This window comes from Flagellimonas lutaonensis (assembly GCF_000963865.1).
GTDB lineage: Bacteria > Bacteroidota > Bacteroidia > Flavobacteriales > Flavobacteriaceae > Flagellimonas_A > Flagellimonas_A lutaonensis.
In genome coordinates this window covers 2,260,851-2,273,816 of record NZ_CP011071.1, presented here as the reverse complement: position 1 = coordinate 2,273,816, position 12,966 = coordinate 2,260,851, and the positions used below count along the sequence as shown (strand labels likewise).

Annotated in this window: 11 protein-coding genes; 8 read left to right on the top strand and 3 right to left on the bottom strand. The window is 44.9% G+C overall.

Going from position 1 to position 12,966, the window contains the following annotated elements:
* The first annotated feature begins 82 nt into the window (after positions 1-82).
* The 4 genes from VC82_RS10605 to VC82_RS10590 all read left to right on the top strand — a co-directional run bounded on the left by VC82_RS10605 (position 83) and on the right by VC82_RS10590 (position 5,254).
* On the top strand, positions 83-388 hold the full coding sequence (locus tag VC82_RS10605; protein ID WP_052698995.1) for a four helix bundle protein: 306 nt from the start codon (positions 83-85) through the stop codon (positions 386-388).
* A 152-nt stretch (positions 389-540) separates the two neighbouring features.
* Positions 541-2,169, top strand: coding sequence for an L-glutamate gamma-semialdehyde dehydrogenase (gene pruA, locus VC82_RS10600; RefSeq protein ID WP_045802352.1), 1,629 nt, complete (start codon positions 541-543; stop codon positions 2,167-2,169).
* A 239-nt stretch (positions 2,170-2,408) separates the two neighbouring features.
* The gene (locus tag VC82_RS10595; RefSeq protein WP_045802351.1) at positions 2,409-4,208 is read left to right on the top strand and encodes a Na/Pi cotransporter family protein; all 1,800 of its coding nucleotides are present in this window, start codon (positions 2,409-2,411) and stop codon (positions 4,206-4,208) included.
* A 521-nt stretch (positions 4,209-4,729) separates the two neighbouring features.
* Positions 4,730-5,254 (top strand): DinB family protein, encoded by a 525-nt coding sequence (locus VC82_RS10590; protein ID WP_045802350.1) that lies wholly within the window; start codon positions 4,730-4,732, stop codon positions 5,252-5,254.
* Between the two features lie 101 nt (positions 5,255-5,355).
* Here the strand turns inward: VC82_RS10590 and rsmG are convergent, their stop codons facing one another.
* Positions 5,356-5,991, bottom strand: a complete 636-nt coding sequence (gene rsmG / locus VC82_RS10585) for a 16S rRNA (guanine(527)-N(7))-methyltransferase RsmG (protein WP_045802349.1) — start codon at positions 5,989-5,991, stop codon at positions 5,356-5,358.
* Positions 5,992-6,099: 108 nt separating this feature from the next.
* Between rsmG and VC82_RS10580 the strand changes: the two genes are divergently transcribed.
* Both VC82_RS10580 and VC82_RS10575 read left to right on the top strand, forming a co-directional pair.
* Positions 6,100-7,203, top strand: coding sequence for a fatty acid desaturase family protein (locus tag VC82_RS10580; RefSeq protein WP_045802348.1), 1,104 nt, complete (start codon positions 6,100-6,102; stop codon positions 7,201-7,203).
* Positions 7,204-7,215: 12 nt separating this feature from the next.
* Entirely contained in the window at positions 7,216-8,403 is a 1,188-nt protein-coding gene (locus VC82_RS10575; protein WP_045802347.1) for a pyridoxal phosphate-dependent aminotransferase, read from the top strand.
* A 75-nt stretch (positions 8,404-8,478) separates the two neighbouring features.
* Here VC82_RS10575 and VC82_RS10570 read toward each other — a convergent pair whose 3' ends face one another.
* Positions 8,479-9,969 (bottom strand): TrkH family potassium uptake protein, encoded by a 1,491-nt coding sequence (locus VC82_RS10570; RefSeq protein WP_045802346.1) that lies wholly within the window; start codon positions 9,967-9,969, stop codon positions 8,479-8,481.
* The gene (gene trkA, locus VC82_RS10565) at positions 9,969-11,318 is read right to left on the bottom strand and encodes a Trk system potassium transporter TrkA (RefSeq protein WP_045802345.1); all 1,350 of its coding nucleotides are present in this window, start codon (positions 11,316-11,318) and stop codon (positions 9,969-9,971) included. Before trkA ends, VC82_RS10570 begins: the two co-directional genes overlap by 1 nt.
* Before the next feature lie 196 nt (positions 11,319-11,514).
* Here trkA and ubiE point away from each other — a divergent pair, with 196 nt between their 5' ends.
* Together ubiE and porT are read left to right on the top strand one after the other, a co-directional pair.
* A complete protein-coding gene (gene ubiE, locus VC82_RS10560; RefSeq protein ID WP_045802344.1) occupies positions 11,515-12,243 on the top strand; it encodes a bifunctional demethylmenaquinone methyltransferase/2-methoxy-6-polyprenyl-1,4-benzoquinol methylase UbiE in 729 nt (242 codons plus the stop codon).
* Positions 12,244-12,247: 4 nt separating this feature from the next.
* A complete protein-coding gene (gene porT / locus VC82_RS10555) occupies positions 12,248-12,946 on the top strand; it encodes a type IX secretion/gliding motility protein PorT/SprT (RefSeq protein WP_045803391.1) in 699 nt (232 codons plus the stop codon).
* The last annotated feature ends 20 nt before the right edge of the window (positions 12,947-12,966 follow it).

Sequence of the window (12,966 nt, the reverse complement as noted above, 5' to 3'; positions counted from 1 at the left end):
TTGTTTATTGACTTAAGGCTATGCCCAGCTATAAATCATTCGAAGAATTAGACTGTTGGAAGAAATGTCGTGAAGTAAAAATTTGGACCGGACGTTTATCTCAAAAAAGATTGATAAAAAGGACTTTGATATGATTCAAAATCTTAGAAGGGCAGGTCGTTCAACTACAAGAAATATCGCTGAAGGCTTTGGAAGGTATAATCATAAAGAGAACATACAATTCTGTAGAATAAGTAGGGGGTCACTATACGAAATAAAAGATGATCTGATTAATTGTTTGGATGAAGGCCTAGTAAGCGAAGTAGAAATCTCAAAGGGTATAGCACTCGTTGATGCAGCTATTCATTCTGTAAATGGATATATAAAATATTTATACTCTAAATTATAATAATTCACATAGCAATTAACAATAAGCAATCTGTAATAGATTTATCTTTTCCACTAGTCAAATAGTTACTATTTAGCAATAATTCCAATTTTATAATAGCTTTACCTTTCACTACCTTTGTGGGCATTCTATAACCCTAAAAAAAATCCACAATGGGCAAAGGTTTTTTTAAAGTTCCTATAGCAGTCAATGAACCTATAAAGAGCTACGCTCCAGGTACTCCTGAGCGCGAAGAAGTCTTAAAACAATACAAGGCATATTATAATTCGAAGGTCGAGGTGCCACTTTATATCGGCTCAGAAGAAATAAAGACCGGCAACACACGCCCCATGTCACCCCCACATGAGCACCAACATATTGTCGGACATTACCATACGGCCGAAAAAGAACATGTAGAAAAGGCCATTGCCAATTGTTTGGAAGCACGAAAAAAATGGGCCGACCTTGTTTGGGAGCAGCGCGCAGCCATATTTTTAAAAGCCGCTGACCTGATAGCGGGTCCTTATCGTGCCAAAATCAATGCCGCCACCATGATGGCCCAATCGAAGACCATTCACCAAGCAGAGATAGACGCAGCCTGCGAGCTCATTGATTTCTTGCGTTTCAATGTGGAGTTCATGAGCGAGATTTATAAGGAGCAGCCCTATTCAGCTGAGGGAACTTGGAACCGTGTCGAATACCGCCCATTGGAAGGATTTGTATACGCCATTACGCCTTTCAATTTCACGGCCATCGCCGGAAACTTACCGGCCAGTGCGGCCATGATGGGCAATGTGGTGGTCTGGAAACCCAGCGACAGCCAGGTCTATTCGGCTAAGGTTATCATGGATGTCTTTAAGGAGGCTGGATTGCCAGATGGTGTGATCAATATGGTCATGGGCGACCCCGTGATGATTACGGAAACCGTACTGGCAAGTCCAGATTTTTCAGGATTGCACTTCACCGGTTCGACCCATGTCTTCAAAGAGCTTTGGAAACAGATCGGAAACAACATCCACAACTATAAGACATACCCAAGAATCGTCGGTGAAACGGGAGGTAAAGACTTCATCATTGCCCACCCGACCGCCAAACCACAGCAGGTGGCAACGGCCATTACCAGGGGTGCCTTTGAGTTTCAAGGACAAAAATGTAGTGCCGCCTCTAGGGTGTACTTGCCAAAGTCGACCGCCGATGAGATTCTGGAATTGATCAAAAAAGATATCGAAAGCTTCAACAAGCCCGGCTCGCCCGAAGACATGTCAAATTTTATCACTGCGGTGATACATGAAGGATCTTTCGATAAACTTGCCAAATACATCAATCAGGCAAAGGCCGACAAAGAGGCTGAAATCATTGTGGGGGGTGGTTATGACAAATCGGTTGGTTATTTCGTTGAACCGACCGTGATCTTGACCAAAGACCCGAAATACACCACTATGTGCACTGAGCTCTTCGGTCCGGTCGTCACCGTATACATTTACGATGACAAAGACTGGAGCCAAACACTTGAATTGGTCGATGGCACCTCAGAGTATGCCCTTACCGGCGCTGTCTTGGCAACCGACCGATATGCCATTGACGAGGCCACCAAGGTTCTGGAAAATTGTGCGGGCAATTTCTATATCAACGATAAACCCACTGGGGCGGTTGTGGGCCAACAGCCGTTTGGCGGCGCACGTGCATCGGGTACCAACGACAAGGCAGGTTCCGCACAGAACCTTTTGCGTTGGGTATCGCCTAGATTGATCAAAGAAACCTTTGTGACCCCCGAAGATTATCGTTATCCTTTCTTGGGATAAGATACACCGATAAGAAAAACCTGGCCTATTCCTTCAAAAAGAAGGGATAGGCTTTTTTTTGCGCAACCATATGAAATGCCAATTTCAGCAAGCAGGCATCCCTATGAACCATTGGTTGGGGACATAGTACGGCTTTACCCCAATCATCTCTTGATTACCTACACTGCAACGATTTTCGATCACTCTCCATTAATTGTAAATAAATTGTAAATTCATTGCCATTGTAACAACCGCCCTTTATGCATTACGGTTTTGGTGATGTGCTGACTTTGTTGGGCTCTTTGGGCCTTTTTCTATATGGAATGAAGGTCATGAGCGATGCCCTGATGGAAGTGGCCGGCGATAGAATGCGAAAGATTCTGGCCACCATGACCTCTAACCGTCTTTTTGCTGTCTTTACCGGTTTTTTGATTACCGCCATCATACAGTCGTCATCGGCGACCACCTTGATGGTCGTCAGTTTTGCCAATGCCTCGTTGCTTACATTGACCGAATCGATAGGGGTCATTATGGGCGCCAATATCGGTACGACCGTGACCGCTTGGCTCATTACTTTGCTTGGTTTCAAGGTCAATATAAGTGCTATTGCCCTACCCCTTGTGGGATTGGGTTTTTTGTTCACCTTCTCAAAAAAGAAAAAAACCAACCAATGGGGAAGGTTTGTCATCGGTTTCGCCATTTTGTTTATCGGACTACAGTTTTTGAAAGATGCCGTGCCCGATATTGGAAACAACCCCGAGGCCCTGGCCTTTCTTTCAAAATATACCCAGCTTGGCATCTGGTCGGTGTTATTGTTTCTATTGATTGGCTCCATACTTACGATTATCGTACAATCGTCAAGCGCCACAATGGCCCTGACCTTGGTCATGTGCTATGAGGGGTGGATCCCGTTCGATATGGCCGCCGCCATGGTATTGGGCGAGAACATCGGCACCACAGTAACGGCCAATTTGGCGGCATTGATCGCTAATTACCATGCCAAACGAACAGCCCGCGCCCATTTGATCTTCAATTTGTTGGGAGTAGTGTGGATGCTCATACTGTTCGTTCCCTTTTTGAATATGGTCAATTGGTTTGTTACAAGGAATGGGGGCGTATCGCCCTTTGTCGAAGCTACGGCTATACCCGTTGCGTTATCGGTATTTCATACCACCTTTAACATTGCCAACACCTTTTTTCTCATATGGTTTGTGCCCGTTATCGCCAACATAGTCAAGAGACTGGTGCCTGAAAAAGTGGATCCAGAGCGAGAAATAGACCAACCCATATTTCTGAACAAATCGTACCTGAAATATCCGCAAACCGGGGTCGCCGCACTTTTAAAAGAATCAAAAAGACTTTTTGAAGAAGCTGCTTACAAAGCCATAGCACACGGCATCAATATTCACCGCGATGATATCGCATCTGACAAAAAGACCAAGGTTTTGGTAGATAGCCGCCAAGTGATCGAGGTCGACCTAGATGGTCTGTACTATACCAAAATAAAGTCGATTTACAGCAAAATTGTCGAGTATGCCACAGTACTGCAGTCAAGATTCGAGCTCAACAAAGACTTGATTGCTACCATCCGTACTATTTTGGTGGCAAATCGTTTGATCGTCGCAATTGTTAAGTCGATGAAGCCCATCCACAAGAACATGTCAAAATACGTAGCCTCTGACAATTATTATATAAAAAAGGAATACAATGACCTTCGAAAGATCATTATCAAAGTGCTCCGGGTCATTATTGCCATAAGAAATTCAGATGACCCCTCGGCGCATCTCTCCAAATTGGAAAAACTACGTGATAAGGCCGATAAAAGCGATGTTATCATGGACGGTACCTTAAATAGACTGATTCGGGACAACCATATAACCAACGAAATGGCCACCTCGCTCATGAACGATAGTGCAGCGGTCACCAATATAGTCAAAAACCTAATAGCGGTTGCTGAACTTCTGTACATCAAAAAAGACCCCATCTTCCAAGAGTCAAAGACCCCCGAACTTTTGGAATTGGAAGAGGGTATTTTGAGCGACGAAAACGGACAGATGTAAGCATTGTCTCGCTTGGCAATGGCCTACATTTCTAAGAAACGATTCTTTTTATACAGTTGAAAAATCATCAAATACTTACCCTGAAACCACCGCCTGCTGCGACTTTTCGGGCGTTTTCAATACTATTTATGTAAATTTAACGTTAAGTAATTGTAAATTTAATGTAATTTATAGAGCTTTATGGTCGAAACTAAGCAAGAAAGTTATGGAACAGAAGCAAAAACGGTCAATAGGAACCATTCAGCGTGTTGAGCTTTTTTGGCTTACTTTGAAATTATACGCTAAAAAGTGCCGTTACACCTATCATCAGGTGTTGACTACTTAAAGTTACCATTGGCCTCGCATATTTCCCATTACGCAAAAACCCCTTCATGGTTGCCGTTTACAGGTGACCACAGAACACCCTTTGTCCCAAATACCCCCTAATTTGGCTCATACGGGCCGCTTTTTCCAAAGTGAAAATCGATATCTTTGATTAAATGCCTTGAAAATCAGGGCAGTTAACTCTAACACTACTGAAAATGAAAAAAATTCTCACCTTATCGGTATGTCTGGTTACGTTTGTGGCTTTTGCCCAGCAAGACAATACCGTACAAAACACCCTTCAGGGCATGGTAGCAATGGTACAAGGACAAGTAGTCCAATTGGCTGAAGCCTTTGATGAAGAACAATATGATTGGCGGCCGGCCGATGGCATACGCTCGGTCAGGGAGTCCATTTTGCATATAGCTGCGGCAAATTACTTTCTGGCATCCAAAATGGGGTATCCACCACCAGAGGACGTCGATTTTATGGGTATGGAGGCCAATATCATCGGTAAAGAAAATGTAATCGATGCGCTCAAAAAGTCAAATGAGTTCATTTTAGACAAGATTACGAAAGAAGAAACCGAAAAATTAGGCGACGAAGTCGATTTCGGTTTTATGAAACTCAATAGATTGGGCGGACTTCTGGTAGTACTTGAGCACAATGGCGAGCACAAGGGCCAATTGATCGCCTATGCCCGTTCCAATGGGGTAACACCGCCTTGGAGCCAAGGCCAATAGTATTTGTCGAGTAGGGTCGAGTGCGCATGGCAGTATAAAAGACTGGGCGCGCCCGACCCTGCCCGAATTACTATTTGTATGAATTTTTTTGGGATGTTGTTCTATCCTTTGAACTTCTGGGGCAGGTACACTACTTTTTTCGTGTCGAAAAACGGGTGGTCGAAATATCCGCTGAGTTCAAACAACTGCACGTTGGTGTAGCCGCGCAACTCTTCGTCGAGATTGCCGCCCTTAAGATACAATATGCCGTTCTTGCGTTCATGGGCCGAGTCTTTCTTTATTTTTCCCTTCGTCCAACGAACAAACGTGGGCATCGCCGCCACGGCCCGGCTTACGATAAAGTCAAACCGGCCATGTAGCTCTTCCACACGGCTGTGGTGGGCCGTTACGTTGTCAAGTTTCAGGGCATCTATCACTTCTTGTACCACCTTTATCTTTTTTCCAATGGCATCGACCAGGGTAAACTGGGTCTCAGGAAACAAAATCGCCAATGGAATGCCGGGAAAACCCCCTCCCGTGCCCACATCCAAGATCGCTGCTCCCTCGTTGAATTGTTGTACCTTTGCAATGCCCAAAGAATGGAGTACATGCCGCAGGTATAGCTCATCAATATCTTTTCTTGATACCACATTTATCTTTTGGTTCCAATCTTGATACAGGTCTTCCAACCTTAAAAAACGTTGTTTTTGGGTTTCGGTAAGACTGTTAAAATATTTGAAAACAATGTCGGCTTTCATCAAAACATATTAGGTTTGTCAAAAATAATACTTTTAATACCCAACGAACGTTATATTATTGACAGCTACAGTTATACTTAGTTCGTTACTTTTACTTAAATCAATCTAATGCAAAAAGAAACCATCCGTTTCTCAAGAAAAGACTCCGCACAATTCTTTAGAACCCTGAACAAACGCGTCAACGACTACTTTAAGGAGAATGGCATAAAAAAGACCGGCAATTGGAAATTGCACTTGAAAGCCATTGTGATGTTCAGTTTGTACCTGACTCCCTATTTTTTAATGTTATCAATGGATTTCCCGACTTGGGTACAATTCCTATTTACCATTTTAATGGGTGTTGGCATGGCAGGTGTTGGCATGAATGTGATGCACGACGCCAACCATGGCTCATACTCTACAAAAAAATGGGTCAACAAAATTATGGGTAGCAGTATGTACCTTTTGGCCGGCAATGTCTATAATTGGCAGGTACAGCACAATGTACTGCACCACACCTATACCAATATCCATGAACATGACGAAGATATGGAAGCGGGCAGGGTGCTGCGTTTTTCAAAACACGCCAAGTGGAAAAAGCACCATCGATTCCAACATTGGTATTCCGTTTTTTTATACGGTCTGCTTACGTTCAATTGGGCGATAACCACCGACTTTAAGCAAATGTACAAGTACACGAAACGAAAACTTTCTTTTGGCAAGTTTCCGAATCCTGTTTTGAACTGGAGTACTTTGGCAATAACCAAGGCTTTATATTTTGTAGTTTGGATTGTTCTGCCCATACTGTTCTTCGATATTCCTTGGTGGCATGTTTTGATAGGCTTTTTTATAATGCACTATGTTGCAGGCCTTATATTGAGCATTGTCTTTCAATTGGCACACATTGTGGATGAGGCCGAGACACCGCTTCCTGACGAATCAGGAAGCATGAAGAACACCTGGGCCATCCACCAATTGTTCACCACCGTTAATTTTGGTACGAAAAATAAGATAGTGAACTGGTTTACAGGCGGACTCAACCATCAGGTCGAGCACCATATTTTTCCGCACATCAGCCATGTGCATTACACAAAAATTGCCAAAATTGTGAAACAGACGGCAAAAGAGTTCAATTTACCCTACAACGAGTACCAAACCACAAGAAAAGCTATAATTTCGCACTTCAAGCATTTAAGGGAATTAGGGCAGAAGCCTAGTTTGCAATACCAATAAAAGCATACTTACATGAGTAACCAACCGTCGAACCGGATAAAGAACATGTCCACTTCGGCTACATTGGCAATGGCTGCCAAAGCCCGTGAACTCAGAAATGAGGGTAAAGATATTATTGGCCTTAGCCTTGGCGAACCCGATTTCAACATCCCAGACTTCATAAAAGAGGCTGCCAAACAGGCCATTGACGATAACTATAGCAGCTATACGCCCGTTGACGGCTATGCAGACCTAAAGATTGCCATTTCAAATAAGTTCAAGCGAGACAACGATATCGACTACAGCCTGAAACAGATTGTGGTCTCTACAGGTGCCAAGCAATCATTGTTCAATGTGGCCATGGTGGTGCTGAACCCCGGTGATGAGGTTATCTTACCTGCACCCTATTGGGTGAGCTATAGTGATATCGTAAAATTGGCCGAGGGAGTCCCTGTTGAAGTACCCACCAGTATCGAAACCGATTTCAAGATGACGCCTGAGCAATTGGAGGCCACCATCACTCCCAAGACCAAAATGTTGTGGTTCAGTTCTCCCTGTAACCCCAGTGGTTCGGTCTATGGAAGAGAAGAGCTCGAAGCACTAGCGGCCGTGTTGAAAAAACACCCGGATATCATTGTCGTTTCAGACGAGATTTACGAACACATCAATTTCAAGGGTGGTGGGCATGTAAGCATTGCCGGCATTGCAGGTATGTATGATCGAACGGTAACGGTCAACGGTGTTTCAAAAGCATTCGCCATGACCGGATGGCGTATCGGTTATATCGGCGCGCCCGAATGGATCGCCAAGGGATGTACCAAACTTCAGGGCCAAGTGACCAGTGGAGCCAATGCGATTGCGCAGCGAGCCACAATCGCCGCCTTAGAGGCCCCTAAAAGCAAGATCCAGTATATGATCGACAAGTTTCACCAACGTCGTGACTTGGTATTGGATCTACTGCGGAAAATCGATGGCTTTAACGTGAACGTGCCCGAAGGGGCTTTCTATGTGTTTCCTGATGTGTCAGCTTTTTTTGGAAGAACCCTTAACGGAACACAAATAAACAATGCATCGGATTTCTCGCTTTACTTGCTGGAACATGCCAATGTAGCCACCGTTACAGGGGAAGCCTTCGGAAACCCAAACTGCATCAGAATTTCGTATGCCGCCTCTGAGGCAGAATTAAAGGAAGCGATTGCAAGGATTGCAAAGGTGCTTTAGTTTTGGCCACTCCCTATAAAATCAGGAATTTAAGAGATTCGTTGCCACTTTTAGAAGGACAAAGTAAGTTGACGATTAAGTGCTTTTCCAGAAGACCGGGGTCAAAACGATCAACACGGTAAAGAGCTCCAATCTTCCCAGAAGCATCAAAAAAGCACACCACCATTTGCCAAAGGCGGGCAGGCTGCTAAAATTGACCACGGGGTTCAGGTCGCCCAAGGCCGGCCCAACATTGCCCAACGATGATGCCGCGCCTCCTAAGGCCGATTCAAAGTCCAACCCCAAAAAACCAAGCACAAGGGCACCGATAATAAACAAAAGCATATAGAGTACAAAGAAGGCGATGATGTTGTAGACCACATGCTCAGAGACCGTTTTGTTGTTGTACCGAACCGGAATGATGGCATTTGTATGCAGTGTACGCTTGAACTCCAGAATACCGTTTTTGATGATGAGCAGATGCCGCATCACCTTGATGCCCCCCGAGGTAGAGCCGGCCGACCCACCCAAGAACATCAATCCGAAGAAAAAGACCGTCAAAAAAGGGGTCCAGTTGGTGAAATCTGCCGTTACAAAACCAGTGGTGGTGATAACGGCCAAAACTTGGAACAGACCATGTCTGATCGAACTTTCAAAATCCCCCAAAACCTTGGGGTGGTAGTCAGAAACCGGCACATCGGCCTGTAGATAGACCACAACTGCCGCCACTATGGCAAAGATTGCAATGAACAATGAATAAAATTTGAACTCTTCATCTTTGATGATACGCTGCACTTTTCCGGTAAAGGCAAAGTAGCTGATAACAAAGTTGGTACCTGCCAAAAACATGAACAGCATGATGATGTACTGGATAAGGGGTTGATCGTTCCAGTAGGCCACACTCAGGTTCTTGGTCGAAAACCCACCTGTCGATAGGGTTGAAAGCGAATGGTTGATGGCATCAAAGAACGACATACCCGCCAACTTCAACAACAAGGTCTCGGCTATGGTATAACCAACATATATGAGCCAAAGTCGCTTTGCGGTATCGGTAATCCTAGGGTGTAGTTTATCGCCCCCGGGACCAGGAGCCTCTGCTGCGAACAACTGCATACCGCCAATGCCCAACAGCGGTAAGATTGCTATGGCCAGTACAATGATACCCATACCGCCTATCCAATGGGTCAGGCTTCTCCAAAACAGGATTCCTTTGGGTAGGGATTCAATATCGTTCAAGATTGAGGCGCCCGTGGTGGTATAGCCCGAGATGGTCTCAAAAAAAGCATTGGTCAACGAGGGAATGGAACCGGTAAACAGGTAAGGAAGCACACCAGACAAAGACATGATGATCCATCCGAAGGTTACGATGATATAGCCTTCTTTTCTCTTCACCTCCTTCTTACGCCCCCGGGTATAAAACATGGCCATGACCCCCACAAAAAGGGTGACGATGGCCGCCAACATAATATCAAGGGTGGCCCCATCTTGGTAAATACCGCTCACAAGTGCCGCCAACAGCATGAATGAACCGTTGCAAAGTAGCAAAAGGCCCATGATATGAACGATGATCCTAAAGTTTAGCCACATTAGAGAAAGAGCTTTTCAATTCGCGGAATGGCCTTGGGCAGACAGCACACCACTACCCTATCGCCCTGTTGTATCTTAAAATCACCTAAGGCAATGATGCCCTTGTCATCACGGATCACCCCCCCAATGCTGGCCTCTCTCGGAAAATCAAGTTCCCTGATGATCTCGCCATTGACCAGCGATGTGGGCTTGACCACAAACTCAAGTATTTCGGCATTCAGATTGTTCAACCTTGTCAGGGCAACCACTTCACCCCTTCTAATGTACCGGAAGATATTATTGGCCGCCAACAGTTTCTTGTTGATGAGGGTATCGACCCCAATGGACTGTGAGAGTTGAAAATAATCCATGTTCTCGACCATGGCTATGGTCTTCTTTATGTTTTTCGATTTGGCCATGAGGCACGACATGATGTTGGTCTCAGAATTGCCCGTTACGGCGATAAAGGCATCCATCGATTCAAGGCTCTCCTCTTCAAGAAGCTCTACATTGCGGCCATCACCGTTGATGACCAAGGCATTGGGAAGCATATCGGCCATTTCAAAGGCCTTTTCCTTGTTCTTTTCAATCAGTTTTACGTTGAACCGGTTGTTGCATAGGTCTCGGGCAGTTTTAAAACCCACCTTGCTACCGCCTAGGATCATTACATTCTTAATGTCCTTTTTCTGCATCCCCGTAAGCCTGTAAAGCTTTTCAACCCCCTCTGGGGTAGTGATAAAATATACTTGGTCTCCCTCCTTAAAAACAGTATCACCCCTAGGTATTCGGGTATATTGAGTACCCATACGCTGCAAGGCTATGGGCATAAAATGAAGCTCGGGAAAAATTCTGGCCGCTTCTTTTACCATTTTGCCCACAAATGGGGCATTTTTTGGCAAAAACACGCCCACCATTGTCAAGAGGCCCTCTTCAAATTCGTACGTATCGGTAAAGGCCGACTTGTTCAATAACAATTGTATTTCAGAGGCTGCCAATTCTTCGGGGGATATCAGTTCATCGATGCCCAACTGTGAAAAATCAATGAGTTCTTTATTGTCGATGAACTCGGTGTTCGATATTCTGGCAATGGTTCGCTTGCAACCCATTTGTTTTGCCAAGAAGCAAAGGGTCAGATTGGTGGTCTCAGAGGCGGTGACGGCGATGGTAAGGTCTGAATTCTGAACATTGGCTTCCTTCAACACGGTAACCGAAGTGGCATCTCCACGCAACACCTTTATATCTAAATGGTTGTCGGCATATGAAAGGCTTTCCCTGTCGGTGTCTATCAACGTAATATCCTGTGCCTCATACGACAATAGTTTTGCCAAATGAAAGCCTACTTCACCAGCGCCTGCAATGATTATCTTCATAAACTAAAATTAAGTAACAGCTTCAACCTTTGAAATTAAAAGGTGATTGGAAGGAAATTGACCTGTCGCCAAACTACGAAATGCTGTGCCCATTCAAAGGTACATCTTGTAATACGCCAACAAAATTACAACAATTATTTTGTTCATATGGAATACCACAAAACACCCAAGTCGTATCTTTGCGCAAATTTTTTGAATGGCAAAACAAGTCACCCCTTACAAAAGTTCGGAAAAAGGAAAAAAAGACCAGGTAACCAAGATGTTCGATGCCATTTCAAAGGAGTATGACGGATTGAACAGGGTCATCTCTTTTGGCACCGACGTTAAATGGCGAAAAAAAGTGGTCGCTTTGGTAGGGGCAAAAAGCCCAAAATCAGTGTTGGATATTGCCACGGGAACGGGTGACCTGGCCATTGCCCTGGCCCAAACCGGTGCCGAAAAAGTAGTGGGATTGGACATCTCACCGGGCATGCTTGAGGTGGGCAAGACCAAGGTGGACAAAGCAAATCTTCAAGAAACCATAGAAATGGTCATCGGCGACAGTGAGAACTTGGCCTACGATGACAATACCTTTGATGCCGTGACGGTTGCCTTCGGTGTTCGCAACTTTGAGAACCTTGAGAAAGGACTTTCAGAAATATACCGTGTGCTCAAACCTTCAGGTATCTTTGTGGTGCTCGAAACATCTGTGCCCACCAGGTTTCCATTCAAGCAAGGGTATCATTTGTACACCAAATATATGCTGCCCACCATCGGCAGGTTGTTTTCAAAAGACCGTTCGGCCTATGCCTATTTGGGCGAATCGGCAGCAGCTTTCCCCCATGGACAGGATTTCAACAATATTTTGGCCAAAATCGGGTTTATAGGTATAGAGAACAAACCCCAGACATTTGGGGCAGCATCTATCTATGTTGCTACAAAATAAATTGATGAAGAACATCATTTCACTGTTGGGCCTACTGCTGCTGGCATGCCCCGTAATCCATTCGCAGTTTAACAAAGACCCTATCCTCAACATACAGAACGAGGACAAAAAGTTTCTAAACTGGGGATATTATCTGGGTTTTAACCAATACGACTTTCAGTTTGAGTACGAGACCGATGTTTCCCAAGACATTTTGGTCGACAAAAGTTTTGGCTTCAATGTTGGCCTTATCGGGGAAATGCGTATAAATGATTTTGTCGATGTCCGTTTTGAGCCAGGCCTTCTTTACACCCAACGAATATTGGGTTTTCCCGGGTTCGACAATGAAGCGGATGCGCTCAGGGAGGTACGCTCAACCTATATCCGTTTTCCGTTGTTGGCAAAGCTCAGCACCAAACGTTTTGGTAACTGGAAACCATTTATCATCGGGGGCGGGTACGCAGCCATTAACTTGGGAAGCAATGAAGATAGTCTTGAAGACAATAGTAGCGGCGAGTTTCGAATGAAGAAGAACGTGTTCGGCTACGAGTTGGGCTTTGGCATCGATTTCTACACTGAATACTTCAAGTTTACCCCCTCGATACGCGGAGTTTTTGCCCTTACCGATGAATTGGTGCGCGATGCCGACCCCAATAGCCCATGGACAGGCAACATCGCCGCCATGCGCACAAGGGGCATCTTTATCAACTTTACATTCGAGTAATTGCTTTGGATGGGGGTGGA